At 61.4% G+C, this 16,077-nt stretch carries 16 protein-coding genes and 1 pseudogene; 16 read left to right on the forward strand and 1 reads right to left on the reverse strand.

Going from position 1 to position 16,077, the window contains the following annotated elements; genetic code table 11:
• Positions 1–22: 22 nt before the first annotated feature.
• The 16 genes and pseudogenes from TC41_RS06505 (at position 23) to TC41_RS06575 (ending at position 15,829) form a co-directional block, all read left to right on the forward strand.
• On the forward strand, positions 23–961 hold the full coding sequence (locus TC41_RS06505) for a helix-turn-helix domain-containing protein (RefSeq protein ID WP_041695131.1): 939 nt from the start codon (positions 23–25) through the stop codon (positions 959–961).
• A 48-nt stretch (positions 962–1,009) separates the two neighbouring features.
• Positions 1,010–1,504 carry a YajQ family cyclic di-GMP-binding protein gene (locus tag TC41_RS06510; protein ID WP_014464219.1) on the forward strand — a complete coding sequence of 165 codons (495 nt, stop codon included), beginning with the start codon at positions 1,010–1,012 and terminating at the stop codon, positions 1,502–1,504.
• 42 nt (positions 1,505–1,546) lie between these two features.
• Positions 1,547–2,127: pseudogene (gene pgsA / locus TC41_RS06515) on the forward strand (CDP-diacylglycerol--glycerol-3-phosphate 3-phosphatidyltransferase).
• 28 nt (positions 2,128–2,155) lie between these two features.
• Positions 2,156–3,454 carry a competence/damage-inducible protein A gene (locus TC41_RS06520; RefSeq protein WP_041695740.1) on the forward strand — a complete coding sequence of 433 codons (1,299 nt, stop codon included), beginning with the start codon at positions 2,156–2,158 and terminating at the stop codon, positions 3,452–3,454.
• Positions 3,455–3,458: 4 nt separating this feature from the next.
• The gene (locus TC41_RS06525) at positions 3,459–5,039 is read left to right on the forward strand and encodes a DEAD/DEAH box helicase (RefSeq protein WP_014464222.1); all 1,581 of its coding nucleotides are present in this window, start codon (positions 3,459–3,461) and stop codon (positions 5,037–5,039) included.
• Positions 5,040–5,266: 227 nt separating this feature from the next.
• Positions 5,267–6,331 (forward strand): recombinase RecA, encoded by a 1,065-nt coding sequence (gene recA, locus TC41_RS06530; RefSeq protein WP_014464223.1) that lies wholly within the window; start codon positions 5,267–5,269, stop codon positions 6,329–6,331.
• A complete protein-coding gene (locus tag TC41_RS06535) occupies positions 6,294–6,995 on the forward strand; it encodes a regulatory protein RecX (RefSeq protein ID WP_014464224.1) in 702 nt (233 codons plus the stop codon). Before recA ends, TC41_RS06535 begins: the two co-directional genes overlap by 38 nt.
• Before the next feature lie 131 nt (positions 6,996–7,126).
• Positions 7,127–8,674 carry a ribonuclease Y gene (rny, locus tag TC41_RS06540; RefSeq protein WP_041695132.1) on the forward strand — a complete coding sequence of 516 codons (1,548 nt, stop codon included), beginning with the start codon at positions 7,127–7,129 and terminating at the stop codon, positions 8,672–8,674.
• A 164-nt stretch (positions 8,675–8,838) separates the two neighbouring features.
• A complete protein-coding gene (locus TC41_RS06545) occupies positions 8,839–9,099 on the forward strand; it encodes a stage V sporulation protein S (protein WP_014464226.1) in 261 nt (86 codons plus the stop codon).
• A gap of 25 nt (positions 9,100–9,124) precedes the next feature.
• Positions 9,125–10,072, forward strand: a complete 948-nt coding sequence (locus TC41_RS06550) for a dipeptidase (protein WP_041695741.1) — start codon at positions 9,125–9,127, stop codon at positions 10,070–10,072.
• 313 nt (positions 10,073–10,385) lie between these two features.
• A complete protein-coding gene (gene cotE / locus TC41_RS06555) occupies positions 10,386–10,922 on the forward strand; it encodes an outer spore coat protein CotE (RefSeq protein ID WP_014464228.1) in 537 nt (178 codons plus the stop codon).
• A 62-nt stretch (positions 10,923–10,984) separates the two neighbouring features.
• Positions 10,985–12,061 (forward strand): YheC/YheD family protein, encoded by a 1,077-nt coding sequence (locus TC41_RS06560; protein WP_014464229.1) that lies wholly within the window; start codon positions 10,985–10,987, stop codon positions 12,059–12,061.
• A gap of 17 nt (positions 12,062–12,078) precedes the next feature.
• Positions 12,079–13,191 (forward strand): YheC/YheD family endospore coat-associated protein, encoded by a 1,113-nt coding sequence (locus tag TC41_RS06565; RefSeq protein WP_014464230.1) that lies wholly within the window; start codon positions 12,079–12,081, stop codon positions 13,189–13,191.
• Positions 13,192–13,218: 27 nt separating this feature from the next.
• On the forward strand, positions 13,219–13,440 hold the full coding sequence (locus tag TC41_RS16785; RefSeq protein WP_237700049.1) for a hypothetical protein: 222 nt from the start codon (positions 13,219–13,221) through the stop codon (positions 13,438–13,440).
• Between the two features lie 11 nt (positions 13,441–13,451).
• Positions 13,452–14,681 carry a putative amidoligase domain-containing protein gene (locus TC41_RS06570; protein ID WP_237700050.1) on the forward strand — a complete coding sequence of 410 codons (1,230 nt, stop codon included), beginning with the start codon at positions 13,452–13,454 and terminating at the stop codon, positions 14,679–14,681.
• 26 nt (positions 14,682–14,707) lie between these two features.
• Positions 14,708–15,829: a YheC/YheD family endospore coat-associated protein gene (locus tag TC41_RS06575; RefSeq protein ID WP_014464233.1), complete on the forward strand. Its 1,122-nt coding sequence runs from the start codon at positions 14,708–14,710 to the stop codon at positions 15,827–15,829.
• Here TC41_RS06575 and TC41_RS06580 read toward each other — a convergent pair.
• Positions 15,826–16,074 (reverse strand): hypothetical protein, encoded by a 249-nt coding sequence (locus TC41_RS06580; RefSeq protein WP_008340032.1) that lies wholly within the window; start codon positions 16,072–16,074, stop codon positions 15,826–15,828. The genes TC41_RS06575 and TC41_RS06580 overlap by 4 nt on opposite strands.
• Between the last annotated feature and the right edge of the window lie 3 nt (positions 16,075–16,077).

Raw genomic sequence — 16,077 nt, forward strand, 5'->3', positions numbered from 1 at the left:
ACAGGACAAGGGAGGGCGACGCGTGCACGAGCATTTGGGGCAAATTCTGCGCGCCAGGCGCGAATCGCTCGGACTCTCGGTCGAAGATATCGAGGAGCGGACGAAAATCCGGAAGCGCTATATCGAGGCGCTGGAATCAGGGCAGTGGGATGTCCTGCCCGGCCGCGTGTATGCGCGCGGTTTTGTCCGGAGTTATGCCGAAGTTCTCGGGCTGGACGGAAGCGAGCTTTTGGAAAAGTACGTGGACGGCGGTGAAGCGGGCAGCAGTGAGCCAGGCGTGAGGGCCGAGCCCTCTTCGCAGACTTCCGAAAACCGGGCCGCGGACCGAAAGCCAGCGGCGCGGATGGTAGAGCCGAGATCGCTCAACGAGATGGAGCGGACAAGATCCCGGGCCTATGAACGCACCGGGGCATCTCGACGGGAGACGTATGACCGGCCCGTCCGATCGGTGGGATCCTGGATCGGACAAGGACTTCTCATCGGCGGGGCGCTTGCGGTGGTTGGAGGGCTGTATGTTCTTCTGCATCAGCACCACGGTCAACCGAATCATGGAGCGAATACCACTACGCCGAGTCCGCAGAAGACGGAGGCGACCAAGCCTGCCACGCATAAGACGGCTCCGCCCAAGCACGCGACGCAGCCTGTCAAGAAGGCACAGCCTATGGTGGTGGCGTTGCCGTACGCCAACGGGACGTACTCGTACAAAGTGCTTAACGCCACGAGCCTCCAGGTGGTGGTGAGCGTCAATTCGGGCGAGCTGTGGTTCAGCGCGACTGCAGACGGACAGGCGGTGGCGCCGAACGTCATCCTGAATCAAGGACAGTCGAAATCGATCTCGGCGCAGAACAACGTTACCTTCCACCTAGGGCATGTCGAGGGGGTATCCATCACAGTGGATGGGCAGCCCATCCAGCTTCCGAACATCACGTGGGCGCCCGTGGTGGTCATCGAGCGAGGGTGACGAGGAATGGTCAGAAGCGTACACTGGAGGATGTAGAGGAGCGGGAACATGGCCAAAGAGGCTTCGTTCGACATTGTGTCCAAAGTGGATCTTCAGGAGGTATCGAACGCCGTTCAGCAGGCTCGGCGGGAGATTGAGACGAGGTTTGATTTCAAAGGTTCGAAGAGCGAGATCCGACTGGAGGGCGACAAGCTGACACTCATTTCGGATGACGAGTACAAACTTGAACAGTTGATGGACGTGCTCAAGACCAAACTTGTCAAGCGGAATGTGTCGCTGAAGGCGCTGAGGCCGGGCAAGGTCGAGCCTGCCTCCGGGGGCACGGTTCGCCAGGTGGTTGAGCTTGTGAATGGCCTCGACGCCGATCACGCCAAGCAGATCACCAAGCTCATCAAGGACTCGAAGATCAAGGTCCAGGCGCAGATTCAGGGAGATCAGATCCGCGTCTCCGGCAAAAGCCGCGACGACCTTCAGGCGGTCATTCAGATGTTGCGGAACGCCGATTTGGATGTTCCGCTGCAATTCACGAACTATCGCTCGTGATGGGGTGCCCGTGCGCAAATTGGACAAGAGGGGCGTGGGCCGTTGAATCTGGCAAATCGGATTACACTGGCCAGGATTCTGCTGGTGCCTGTCGTCTGCGTCATCCTGTTGGTCCCGTTCCACATCGGTTCGGTGACATTTCACGGACAGACCACCACCGCAAACGAGGTCCTGGCTGCGCTCGTCTTCATTGCGGCGGCGGCCACGGACGCACTGGACGGACGCATCGCGCGGAAGCGGAAGATGATCACAAACTTCGGCAAATTTCTCGACCCGCTGGCGGATAAGCTGTTGGTGTCGGCGGTGCTTATCATTCTGGTTCAAATGCAGCGCATGCCGGCCTGGGTCGCCATCGTGATCATCAGCCGCGAGTTCGCGGTCACCGGGCTCCGCCTCATCGCCGCGGGAGACGGGGTGGTGGTGGCGGCAAGCCAGTGGGGTAAGTGGAAGACGACTGCACAGATGGTGGGAATCGTGCTTTTGATGTTGAATAATTTCCCTTTTCCGTCATCAATGTTCCGATTGCCCAGGTGATGATCTACGTGATGGTGATCATGACTGTGGTGTCGGCGATCGACTATTTCTTGAAAAATCGAGAGATGATTTTGTCGCGCGCCTCGTGAGGCGCTTGTCAGGATGGAGAGGGTGGCTGTGTCCTTGGCAGAGCCTTGCCGCGCCGAATTGATTGCGGTCGGTACAGAAATTGTCATTGGGCAGATCCACAACGGGCATGCCCGAGAGATTTCGCAGGAACTTGCGAAGCACGGAATGTACGTGTACTATCACAGTGCGGTAGGAGACAACGAGGCGCGGATTATGGAGACGTTCTCCATCGCGTCCCGGCGCTCGAACGTCGTGATCGCGACGGGAGGACTGGGGCCGACGCAGGACGACTTGACGAAGGAATCGCTGGCGAAGTTTCTGGGAAGACGACTCGTACTTTCCCAGGAGGCGCTCGCCGAGGTCGAGTCCTATTTCAAACGAAGAGGCAGGCCCATGCCGGAGCAGAACCGGAAGCAGGCCCTCGTCATCGAGGGCGGTGAATGGATTCCAAACCCGAACGGGACCGCACCGGGACAGTATGTGTTTCACAACGGCGTGCATTACTTTCTTCTTCCGGGTCCGCCCCTCGAAATGCGTCCCATGCTGCAAAATTACGTGATTCCTCGCCTGGTTGACCACTTTGGCGGCACGCGCAAGTTGGTTTCCCGGATTCTCCATTTCTGCGGCATCGGCGAGTCGGATGTGGATGCAAGCATCGCCGATCTGACATGCAAGGACAACCCGACCGTGGCTCCGTACGCCGGGGAGGGCGAGATGGTGCTCCGCATCACGGCATCGGGTCCCACGGAAGAGGCGTGTTGGGAACTGATCCGTCCGGTCGAGGACGAGTTGCGCAAGCGGTTCGGGCCGTTTATCTACGGCGTCGACGACGACTCGCTGGCCTCCGTCGTCTTGCGGCGGCTCCACGAGACCGGCTCGACGTTGGCCGTGGCGGAAAGCTGCACCGGCGGCATGCTGGCCGAGATGATCACGGACGTGCCCGGCAGCTCAGCCGCGTTCGTGGGCGGTGTCGTGGCGTACGACAATCGGATCAAGGAGTCTGTGGTGGGTGTTCGCGCCGAGACCTTGGCGGCACACGGAGCCGTGTCGGAACAAATGGCGCGCGAGCTGGCGGAGGGCATCCGGGCGAAACTCGGGGCGACGTACGGCATTGGCGTGACGGGCATCGCGGGCCCCAGCGGCGGTACGCCGGAAAAACCGGTGGGTCTTGTGTACGTGGGGCTCGCGGGACCACGTGGGTCGCAGGTGTATGAGCTCAGACTGCGCGGTTCGCGCGCCCAGATTCGCATCCGCAGTTGCAAACAGGCGCTCTGGAGACTGTGGCAGGAGTTGAATGGAGATTCTGATGTGGGAAGAGACAAGACAGGCAGAGGAGAGAAAGGTTGAGAGTATGTCATCGTTTGAGTCTTTTGGGTTGAACCGCCGCGTACTGCAGGCGATTCACGATATGGGGTTTGAAGAGCCATCGCCGATTCAGGCGGCGTGTATTCCGGTCGTGCTGGAGGGCCGGGACGTGATCGGCCAGGCTCAGACCGGCACAGGGAAGACGGCGGCGTTTGGAATCCCGCTGGTGGAACGGGTGTCGACGGAGCCGCGCGTGCAGGCCATCGTGTTGACCCCTACGCGCGAGCTGGCGATTCAAGTGGCGGGTGAGATCCGCAAGATCGCGAAATACAAGCGTGTCCGATCCGTCCCGATTTACGGCGGGCAGTCGATTGTGCACCAAATCCGCGCTCTGAAGCAAGGCGTGCAGATCGTCATTGGTACCCCGGGACGGGTGTTGGACCACATCCACCGCGGCACGTTGTCGCTGAGCGATGTCCGGATGGTCGTGCTCGACGAAGCCGACGAGATGCTCGACATGGGCTTCATTGACGACATCGAAGCCATTTTGCGCGAGACGCCGAGCGAGCGGCAGACCATGCTGTTCTCGGCCACCTTCCCGAACGAGGTCAAGCGTCTCGCGCTGCGTTACATGCGTGATCCGCAGCACATCACGGTCAATCGCGGCGAGGTGACCGTGCCGCAGATCGATCAAGTGTGCTACAAGGTGCTCGAGCGCAACAAGCTCGACAGCCTCTGCCGCATCGTGGACAGCGAGGACATCCAGCTCGGGATCATCTTCTGCCGGACGAAGCGCGGCGTGGACGATCTCGTCGAGGCCCTGCTTGCGCGGGGGTACCTGGCTGACGGACTTCATGGCGACCTGAGCCAGGCCCAACGCGACAGAGTCATGCGGAAGTTCCGCAAAAACGAAATTGAGCTGTTGGTCGCGACGGACGTGGCGGCTCGCGGCCTGGACGTCGACGACGTGACGCACGTCATTAACTACGACGTCCCGCAGGATCCCGAGTCGTACGTGCATCGCATTGGCCGCACCGGGCGCGCTGGCAAGCGAGGTCTCGCGATTACGCTGGTGACGCCGCGCGAATACAAGCTGTTGAAGCAGATTGAGCGGGAAATCAAGCAGAAGATCACGGTCCGCGAGGTGCCGTCGCTGGAGGACGTGGCCGAGCGGCAGGCGGAGATGTGGCGCAGCAAAATCGTGGACGTCATCCGCGAGGGCGGCCTCGCGCCGTATCGCGCGATTCTGAGCGGCCTCGTGGACGAGCACGATCCCATCGATATCGCTTCAGCCCTGCTGAAACTTGCATCCTCAGGAGATGGGAACCGGTCGGAGGCGGACGAATACGACTTCGGAGACACGGGCGCGCGGCCGGGGATGGTGCGGTTCTTCGTCAATGTCGGCCGCACAGCTCGGATGAGCCCGCAGGACTTTGTGCGTGCCATTTCCGAAGAGGCCGGTGTGCCGGGCGACGCGGTTGGGCGGATCGACATGTTCGAGAAGTTTACGTTCATCGAGGTGGAGGAAGAGAGCGCGCCTTTCGTCTACGAGGCGCTGCGCCAAAGCCGAATCAATGGCACGCGGGTGAATTTGGAGCCCGCGAAGCCGCGCTCGTCGCGCCGCTGAACGCAGGTCGAGCAGGGGGAGAGCCGGACACGCGAGTGTCCGGCTCTTGCTTCGCCTAGGGGAACGGAAACGTCAATGCGAACGTTTGTTTGCGTTTTTCGCAGGAACGTGTACAATCGGATCGAAGGATTCCTGCGAGCGTTCGCGAATAGGTTCTCGTGTTCGGGAGCAAGCCGAGAAGAGGCTCACGGGCATACGCGCTTGAAGAAATTGAGGGATGGTGTGCCATGGGAGACAAAAAAGCGGCTTTGGAACAAGCCCTGCGAAAAATTGAAAAGGAGTTTGGGAAGGGCTCCATCATGCGGCTCGGTGAAGCGGCCGCAATGACGGTGGAGACCGTGCCGACGGGATCGATTGCGCTTGACATTGCGCTCGGCGTCGGAGGACTTCCTCGTGGCAGAATCGTGGAAATCTACGGGCCGGAGTCGTCGGGCAAGACGACCGTGGCGCTGCACGTTGTCGCGGAGGTGCAGAAGCTCGGCGGTCAGGCGGCGTTCATCGACGCGGAACACGCGCTGGATCCGGTGTACGCCCAAAAGCTTGGGGTCAACATCGACGAACTCTTGATTTCTCAGCCGGACACGGGGGAGCAGGCGCTCGAAATCGCAGAGGCGCTCGTTCGAAGTGGCGCGGTGGACGTGATCGTCGTAGACTCCGTGGCAGCCCTGGTCCCGAAGAATGAGCTGGAGGGCGACATGGGCGATTCGCACGTCGGATTGCAGGCGCGCCTAATGTCGCAGGCGTTGCGCAAGTTAGCGGGCGCCATCAGTAAATCGAAGACCATTGCCATCTTCATCAACCAGATCCGGGAAAAGGTCGGCGTCATGTTTGGAAATCCCGAGACCACGACAGGCGGGCGCGCGCTGAAATTCTACGCCTCTGTGCGGTTGGAAGTTCGGCGCGTTGAGGCCATCAAACAGGGGAATGACGTGGTGGGATCGCGGACGCGAATCAAGGTTGTGAAAAACAAGGTCGCTCCGCCGTTCCGCCAGTGCGACGTGGATATCATGTTTGGGGAAGGGATCTCGCGCGAGGGCAGCCTGATCGATATTGCTACGGAAATCGACGTCGTTCAGAAAAGCGGAGCCTGGTATTCCTTTGGCGAGGAGCGCCTTGGACAAGGGCGTGAAAACGCCAAGCAGTACTTAAAGGAGCATCCGGAGATCGCGGAGCAAATCGAGGCGGCGGTTCGCGAGTACTTCCACGTGAATCCGGCAAAACCGCTGGTGGCCGCCGCTGCGGAGGATGCGGACGATGGTGCAGACGCCTTCGACGACTTCGACGCCTTCTGATGATGAATCGTTCGTTCTCATTCGCCGCACGGAGGCCACGGGCAAATGGCGCTCCCTCATTTGCGCGGAGTTCGAAGGTGCGCCCTCTCTGTACCTGACAGCCGAGGACTGGGTCGATTGCGGGCTCAAGGTCGGGATGAGGATCTCCGTGAAGCAGTACGCGGATCTGGAGAGGAGATCGAAGGTAGCGCGAGCCCTGCGTGAGGCGCTGAAACTGTTCGAGGTTCGCCCGCGCTTGGAAGGTGAGTTAAGTCGGGCGCTCCTGCGCAAGGGCTGGGAGCGTGAGGTCATCGAGGGGGCGATGGCCCGCCTGCGCGAGAAGGGGCTTCTCAATGACGAGAAACTCGTCCGGGATCTCGTGGATGTTTGGGGAGGGACGAGAAGCCGCCGGGAAATTCGCGCGAAATTGAGATCTCGGGGGGCGCCGACTGCGCTCGTGACCCAAGCCCTGGAGTCGTGCGTCGACGATGAACGAGAGCGAGAGGCCGCGCTCAGGCTCGCGGAGAAATCCTTTCGCCGCGCGGCTGGCCGCCTTGCGGACGTGGATGAACGCCGGATCCTGATGCGCCTTGTGCGGAAGGGATTTTCACCTTCCCTTGCGCGCTGGGCGGTGCGTGAAGCCATCAGACGGCTGGGTGAGCAGGAAGTCGACCCACGAGCGTAATCGCCTTTTCTTGACACCGTTTTGAAACAACACGTAGAATAAAAGTGCGTATCACCTACGGCCTCTAGCTCGAAGACGTCATGGTTCCGATGCGAACAGGTGATCGTCGACCGGAGCAAGGAGGCGCCTCATTGGAAGTCGCAGTCTGGCTGTTGATTGTGGTTTCGCTGGTTTGTCTAGGCTTGGGCTTAGGTGTAGGTTACGTGGTCCGGCGTATGGTCGCCGAGGCCAAGATTGGCGCCGCAGAAGCGCGCGCCTTGGAAATTATAGAAGCCGCGCAGCGGGACGTCGAGGCTCGGCGCAAGGAAGCGGTCCTTGAAGCCAAGGAAGAGGCTCACCGCATCCGGCAGGAGGCCGAGAAGGAACTGCGCGAGCGACGCAACGAGATTCAACGGATGGAACGCCGAATCCTGCAAAAAGAGGAGGCGCTCGATAAGAAGCTCGAAGTCCTGGAGCAGAAGTCGGAGGAGCTTCGCCGCGAAGAACTAGCCATCCAGGCGCTCAAAGACGAGGCTGAGGCTCTGCGTCAGGAACAGGTCCGGGAGCTCGAGCGAATTTCCGGTTTGACGCGAGAAAGCGCGAGGCAGCTCATCCTGGAACAGGTTGAGCGCGAGGCGCGCCATGATGCGGCGGTCATGGTCAAGCAGATTGAACAAGAAGCCAAGCGCGAGGCGGATCGGCGGGCGAGGGACATTGTCGCCAACGCCATCCAGCGGTGTGCGGCGGATCATGCTTCCGAGATCACCGTGACGGTGGTCAACTTGCCGAATGACGAGATGAAGGGCCGCATCATCGGACGAGAAGGCCGTAATATCCGAACCCTCGAGTCGCTTACGGGCGTGGACTTGATTATCGATGACACGCCGGAAGCGGTCATTCTGTCAGGGTTTGACCCCATCCGTCGCGAGATCGCCAAAATTGCACTTGAGCGACTGGTTGCCGATGGGCGCATCCACCCTGCGCGGATCGAGGAGATGGTAGAGCGGGCTCGCCGGGAAATCGAGGACGTCATCCGCGAGCAGGGAGAACAGGCCACGTTTGACGCGAATGTCCATGGCCTGCATCCCGACCTGGTGAAACTTCTCGGTCGCCTCCGCTTCCGCACGAGTTACGGGCAAAACGTGCTGAAGCATTCCATCGAGGTTGCGCATCTCGCAGGGATGATGGCTTCCGAGCTCGGGCTCGACGCTGCCCTTGCGCGCCGAGGTGGATTGCTGCACGACATCGGCAAGGCGGTCACGCACGAGGTGGAGGGGTCGCACGTGGAGATCGGCGTTGATCTTGCGCGTCGATACAAAGAGCATCCCGTCGTGATCAACTGTATCGCCGCACACCACGGCGACGTGGAGTTCACCTCACCGATTTCCGTGATCGTCGCGGCGGCAGACGCCATCTCGGCGGCTCGCCCGGGTGCGCGCCGCGAAACACTGGAAGTGTATATGAAACGTCTGGAGAAGCTCGAACATATCGCGGATTCGTTCGCGGGTGTCGAGAAGAGTTATGCGATTCAGGCGGGTCGCGAGATCCGCATCATTGTAAAACCCGAATTGGTCGACGATGCTGAGTCTGCGCTGGTTGCGAAGGAGATATCCAAGAAGATCGAGAATGAACTCGACTATCCCGGCCAGATCAAGGTGACGGTAATTCGAGAAACTAGAGCCGTTGAATACGCAAAATAGGGCAGCCTGGAGGCTGACCCTATTTTTATACATCTGTTCGCGTTTCCAGCGAGCCGTGCGCTGTTGGGCGACGTTTGACCCCTCTTGTCCGTTGGCATAAAGGGCTTTCTGGCGAATATCGTATAGTGTCCTACTGCCGACGGAACAGAGGAGGTCATCTCACCGTGGATGTGTTAAAAGTCTCGGCAAAATCCAATCCCAATTCGGTCGCAGGCGCCCTCGCCGGCGTCGTGCGCGAGCAAGGTTCGGCAGAGATTCAGGCCATTGGCGCGGGCGCCCTCAATCAAGCCGTCAAGGCCGTCGCCATCGCGAGGGGGTTCGTCGCACCAAGCGGAATCGACCTGGTCTGCGTACCTGCCTTTACGGACATCAAGATTGATGGCGAAGACCGAACTGCCATTCGCCTCCTCGTAGAGCCTCGTTGAGAAAGGATGAACTTCAGTGGCGCGAATGCTTGTGGCCGACGCACACGTAGACGTCCTGATGAAGTTGGCGGAGGGCAACGTGGCGTTTCTGGACGACTCGCCCCATCTGCGCGCGAATTATCATTCCCTGCGCGAAGGTGGTGTCGCCACACAAGTGTTCGCGCTCTACGTCGATCCGTCCTTGGACTCGTACACGCAACTCGCGCAAGTTTTACGGCAGATCGACGCCTTCTACCAGCAAATTGCTATCCTGGCCGACGTTCGGGCGGTGCGTTCCAAGGAAGATCTACGCATCGCCCGCCAACAGGGACAAATGGCCGCCATCTTGTCACTTGAGGGCGGCGGCTGCCTGCGCGGGCGCGTCGAACTCCTTCGCGTACTGTACCGGCTCGGCGTTCGAGGCGTCGGTCTGACGTGGAACGACGCGAACGAGTTGGCCGACGGATGCGGCGAGTTGCGAGGCGCTGGGCTCACCCGCGCTGGGCGCGATGTGCTGCGTGAGATGCAGCATCTGTCGATGTGGATCGATCTCGCCCATCTGCATGACGCGGGTGTGCGCGACGTGCTCCGGCTCACGGATGGACCCGTCATGGCGTCGCACGCGAACGCGCGTGCTGTCCATCCTCACCGCAGGAATCTGACGGACGATGTCATTCGCGAAATCATCCGCCGGGACGGGTGGATGGGGTTGACGTTTCATCCATCATTCGTCGGACCGGATCCGGTCGGGGTGGACGACGTGTTCCGCCATTTGGATCACGTGCTCGATCTCGGAGGGCACCGCCACGTCGGCTTTGGATCGGATTTCGACGGCACGTCTGCGGACATTCCCGGCCTCGCGGCCAGCCGGGACTACCGCACGTTCGCGGAACGCCTGTGCGACCGGTACGGCCAAGACCTCGCGCAGGACTTCCTCTTCCGCAATTTTGAAGCGTTTCTGTTGCGTCAGCTTCCTTCTACGTCGCTGCTCTGACGGAATCGCCAAATCGCCGCCTGAGGCGGCCTATGGTTGGATTGCGCCACCGACGTTTGCGGCAAAACCGAAACCTCTGCAAGTCTGGGAGAACCCTCCGGAAATCCTCCGCTTAAACCCTGTGGGCCATCGCCCAATTTTTCCCCTCCCGTGTTCATCTCGGCGCACCTCCATTCGCCCATGCATACGATGTGCTGTGAGCGCGACTGGGCAGAAGCCGCCGGGCGCGATGCCCGCTGGCTCCTTGCCTCGCAATCGGTCCGATCCCTGCGAGCGCAGGTCCGCTCGATTTCTGCACAGAGGAGGTAGCCGCATGGTGCTGTCCAGTAAAGACCTCAGCTACCGGGAAATCATGGCCAATGCTGTGTGTGGCCGCGGCAACAAGTACTCTCAGACCACGTACACGGTTCGCCCGGCCCACCGCCCGAGCACAATCGGAGGCTGCTGGGTGATGAACCACGTGTACGAGGCGGAGTTGGTCGGCGACTACGTCGAGGTCCGGGGCCGGTTTGACATCAATGTATGGTACTCGTACAACGGCAACACGGACACGGCGGTCGCCAAGGAGACCGTCACGTACACGGAACAGATTGCCCTTCGCGACATCGACGACGCCTGTGTGCGCGACAGCCGCGAGGTGTGCGTGCACGTGATCCAGAGCCCGAACTGCCTGGACGCCACCCTGACGGGCAACGGCTCCGAGGTGTTGGTGCGCGTCGAGAAGGAACTCGGCGTCGAGGTGATTGGTCAGACCAAGTTGTGTGTCGTCACGGTCGACCTCGCGGACAAGAAAGACGCCGACTTCTTCGAAGAGGAGAGCCAGGTCGAGGAAGTCGAGATTGAAGACTGAAGCCGCGACCGCATTCGAGGGGGCAGGCGCCCCCTCCCTTTGTGTCCGGAGGAGGTGCGCGCATGGGGGATGACGTTGCACGCGCACAACTGACCATCTACGCGGACGGCCCCTTTCCGGGGTCGCGGAAGTTCGGCGAACAGACGCGGTTGTTCCAAGATCTCACCCTCCTCGGGCGCGGTGGGGGCGTGGACGTACAAGTCCTGACGCCAGGCGATCTATCGGCCGGACGCGCGCATGTGTTTACGGGCGCCGAGTGGGAAGTAGCGCCACGCAGGGACGTCGGCATGGTGTTGCGCCGGTCCGGCGTCTTCCACCGCCAACCAGCCGTCGCCGTAAGGGAATTAGTCGCGCTTCGCCGACAGGGGCTTCTACATACACTCCCTCGACAAAGTGGGCATAAATGGAAACTGTACACCTGGCTTCGCGTACACCAGCGCCTACGACCTCATCTCCCGCCCACCTGGTTGTGCGCTCGGATGGAGGACCTCGTGGCGCTTCTCACCAGGCAGGATGACATGTATGTCAAGCCGCTCAACGGGACGCAGGGCCAGGGCGTCCACCGCGTGCGGAGGCGAGCGGGCCGCATCGAGCTATGGCCTGCGTCGGGCTGCGAACCTATCGTGGTGGCGACGCCGTCCGATCTCTCACGCGCTTGGCCCACTCGTTCGTGGCTGCCATCCGTGGCTCAGCAAACCATCCCCCTCGCTCGTACGGGAAACAGGCCATTTGACCTTCGATGGCTCGTCTGCGACGGTGACCAACCGCGGATCATCGCCAGGGTCGCGCGCGTTGCCAAGCCTCAGGCGGTCACCACCAACATTCACACGGGCAGTGAACCGCGGGCCGCGGATGCTGTCCTCGCCGAGGTGTTCGGGCCGCAGCCGGCGAGCGATCTCGTCGACCAGTTGGACGAGATCGCCATGACCATCGCGCAGCTCGCTCGCGAGCGATTTGGGCCGTATGCCGAACTGGGGCTGGATCTCGCGGTGAGCGAGGACGGCCACCCGTACTTCATCGAGCTCAACCCCACGCCCGGCCGCAAAATGCTGCGCCGGCTGGATCCCAAGGTGCATCGTCTGTCACTCCAAGCGTTACTGGAATATGCTATCCAAGTTCGACAGCGGCGCGGGGGATGACTGCGGGGGTGAGGAAGATGGTGCAGCGGCCGCTCATTGGCATTCTGGATCACCCGCGATGGGACGTACGCCGGGAGACCCTCCGAGAGAGTGATCAAATGGCAGGGATTCGACGGATGGTCGAGATCGCGCAATCGCTGGGGGCGGAGGCGTTCGTGTTTGGCTTAGGGGACGTCGATCTCCAGGCGAGGCGCATCCGCGGCTTCTCTCGTGCAAACGGCCAATGGGTGGAGCGCGTTTATCCGTTTCCCGACGTGATCTACGACCAGCTGGTCTCTCGCAAAATCGAGCGAAACGAGGCCTATCGATCGATTCGACAGGCGCTTTCATCCGCGTACAGGGATCGGTTCTTCAACGACGGCTTCTTTGACAAGTGGCAGATCTACGAATGGTTGCGGCGCTCTCCCGTGCGTTCGCACGTGCCTGAAACCATTCGTCACAGGTCTCTCGCTCAGGCGGCGGCCTTTGTCGCCCGCCACCACGTCACGTTTCTCAAGCCCCTTCACGGGAGCCTCGGTCTCGGCATCGTTCGCTTTGCGCTCGAGAAAGACGGGTCCGTTTCGTACGAATGGAAGCGATCGCGGGACGGCGTCGTCCGCGGCACCGCCGCTTCACCCGCCGAGGCCGTGCAACTGTTCCGCACGCAATTGCGAAGGCGGCCGTATATTTGGCAGCAGGGTATCGATCTTGTCGCGCTCGACGGACGGCCTGTCGATGTTCGCATCCTGCTGCAGCGCGACGGCACCGGCGCTTGGAAGCGCACCAAGATGTTTGCCCGGGTCGCGAAATCCGGGGACTTCACTTCCAATCTCGCGACGGGCGGCGGCGCCATGCCTGTGGACCGCGCGATTCTCGGCGCCTTTCCTGACGAAGCGAAGAAGCGTGTGCGCGCTTCGATCCGCCGCATCGCCGAGGCGGTGGCGGAGGCGGTTGAAGCGGGCGCGGGACGCACCTTTGGCGAACTCGGTATCGATCTCGGCGTCGATCGGCGCGGTTTCGTGTGGGTCATTGAGGTCAACTCCAAGCCGCGCAAAGCACCTGCGTCGGCGAGCGGCCGCGACGACCTGGTCGAACTTTCGTTCAGGCGACCGATGGAATACGCGCTGTTCCTTGCGCGCCGGCCGTCGTGAGTCGCGCCGAACCAGGGGGGAGTGCAGATGGCGTACTATCTGTTGTTTAAAAACCAGCCCTCGGCCAGACGGCTCATGGCAAGCGTGCCTCGCCTCTCCAGGTACACGGCGAGCAATCGAATGACGGATCGCGACGTATTGGTTCGATGGGGAATGATGGAGGAGAGCGATCCGGCCCACGGCACCGTGCTGAACAGCAGCGAAGCCCAGCGCCGCATCGCTTCGCGCGCGCAGATGGCGAAGTTTTAAGGCGGGTGGGCGTGCGCGTCGCGCCGCGCGTGAATCGAGACGGGCTTCCCACGACGTTCAGCCGTCAATACCGCATCCCGATTTTCGACTTTGTGCCCATCGGCTGCTTTCGCTCGGACTCGGGGGTGGACTGGACCTCATCCCGCATTTCGCGGATCCACGATTCGTTCGAGGAGGTGCCGCTCGACAGCGATGGACAGACGCGCCGTGCCACCTACTTGGCGACGCGCACGCTGCACGCGCTGGGGCTCGACTTTGGCCTCGTCTCCATTGGCGTCTCCGATCGCGGCTTTCTCCAGGTACTGGACGTGAGCGCCGCGCCCATCTTGGAGGGCCGCTTACTGGAGTTATACCGGGATGCCATCCAGCGCTTCGTCGAGCGGGAAGAAGAGTGGCGCCGCCTAGGTCCGCCGACCGTCACGCTTGGCGCCGATGTCGAAATCATGCTGAGAAATGGGCAAGGGAAGATGGTACTTGCAAGCAAGTATTTTCCTAGAAAGGGCCGGATAGGATGCGACGACCGAAGCGTCCAATTCGACGGCCGGCGCTTGCCCCTGATGGAGCTTCGACCGGCACCCGATTCATCACCCGAGGGTCTCTTGCTGAACCTGCGTGCGTTGATGCAGGAAGCGAGCGAGATCATCAATCGACCTGGCGTCGAATGGCGAGCGGGCAGTGCTCCGTTTCGGCCGTACTGCACGGGAGGGCACATTCACATCTCCGGGGTGTCGCTCGGCGCGCGGTTGGTCCGGGCGCTCGATCACTACGTCGGGTTACCCCTCATGGCCGTCGAAGACCCCGTCCGCGCTCAGTGGCGTCGGCCCAAGTACGGATTTTTGGGCGACGTGCGCCAAAAGTCGCACGGCGGATTCGAGTACCGGACGCCCGCGAGCTTCGTATGTAGTCACGCGGCTACCCGTGCCGCGTTTCACCTCGCTCACCTGGTCGCTCGTCATCACCGCGAACTTCCTTTGTACGACATCTACTCTCCGCAACGTCAATTGGCGTTTTACAGTGCTGACCGCGAGGCGCTGCGGCCCATCCTGCTGCGCAACATCGACGCCATCCGTGCGCACCCCGAGTACGCCCAGCATCAGGACGCCATCGAACCGCTGTTTGCGATGATCGAACGTGGCGAGACCTGGGACGAGACGGTGGACGTTCGCCAGGAGTGGGGAGTACCCCTCCGCCGCGCGCAGGGGCCGAAACGGACACATGTCTCCGCAGCCCGAAGCGTGTAGATTGCACGTCGCGTGAGGTGGGGGTCATGAGTGAGGCATTCCGTGGAAATGTCCACAACGGCCAGGCGAGAGACGTCTCGTGGCGGCATGATGGCCCGGCCTTTGCCATTCTCACCGCGGAACATCCAACTGGATTCGCCGGATCGCGGCGTTATTTCCGTGATATTCTTGCAGCGGGACAAAAGCGAGGATTCCTCGTGTACGTGATCACGCCAGAATATGTTTCGGAAGAAGCTTACTGGAAAGGGTACGTGAGGTTGGGTTTTCGCAATTGGCAACGGATGTGGTTGCCTCGCCCGCTTGCAGTGTACAATCGCATCCCAAACCGGGCGCTCGAAGCGAGCGCTCCGGTGCAACAGGCGCGCGCCACGCTCCAGGCGATGGGCATCCCGTTCTTCAATCACCGTTACTTCAACAAGGCCAAGATTTACGAGGCCGTTCGCCGCGCAGGGCTCGGCCAGCACCTCCCGGAGACAAGGATGTTTGCGGGTGCGGACTCGCTGATGGACCTTTTGAGCCGCCACCAAGCGGTCTATTTGAAGCCCGTGGGCGGCAGCATCGGGCGCGGCATCGTGCGCGTGGAGCGCCGGGGCGACACCTTCGAGGTGTGGGCGCAGCGCGCCCATCGGGCGGAGCATTGGACGGTTCACGAGTTTCGAGAGTTGGACGAAGCCCTTCGTCGAGCGCGTCTCCCAGGCGCCTACGTGGCGCAGGCTGCCGTGCCTGTCATTCGCTTCGAGGGGCGACCGTGCGACGCGCGCGTTCTCCTTCAGCGCCCAGGGCCGAGCTGGCAGGTTGTCGGTTATGGGATTCGCGTCAGCGGTGCAGAAAGCATTACGAGCCACGTCCCGAACGGCGGCCATATCGCAGACCGGTGGACCGTGCTGCGCGAAGTGTTCGGGTCCCGCAGTGAAGAAGTCGATGCCAGGCTCGTCTCGTTCACCCGATCCGCCGCAGCAGCGATTGAGCGGTCGATGCCAGGGCACGTGCGCGAAATGTCCATCGACGTCGGCCTCGACGAAGCCGGACACCCATGGTTGTTCGAAGCGAACGCGAAGCCGATGCGATTTGACGAGCCCGACATCGCTCGCCGCGCGAGCGCGGGCGTGATCGAGATCTTGCGGGACCTCGCCGGCATCTCGCGTTAGACGAGCGGCCACGGCAGCAGAAAGCGCTGCTTGCCTTTGGTCACATATTGAATTTGGTGCAGGGGAATATAGTGCCACTTGCTGTCGTACACCAGCAGAGCTCGATGGGATTGGAGAATCTCGTCGATCTCAGGGAAATCGCTGGCGTACGATTTTTTATTGGGCGCGACCACGGCGCCGTCCAGCGGGTGCTCGCGGAAGGCCACGTGCACCTCGAAGGTAGGAACGTTCACTTTCTCCGACATGAC

It is taken from the genome of Alicyclobacillus acidocaldarius subsp. acidocaldarius Tc-4-1, assembly GCF_000219875.1.
In the GTDB taxonomy this organism is placed as follows: domain Bacteria; phylum Bacillota; class Bacilli; order Alicyclobacillales; family Alicyclobacillaceae; genus Alicyclobacillus; species Alicyclobacillus acidocaldarius_A.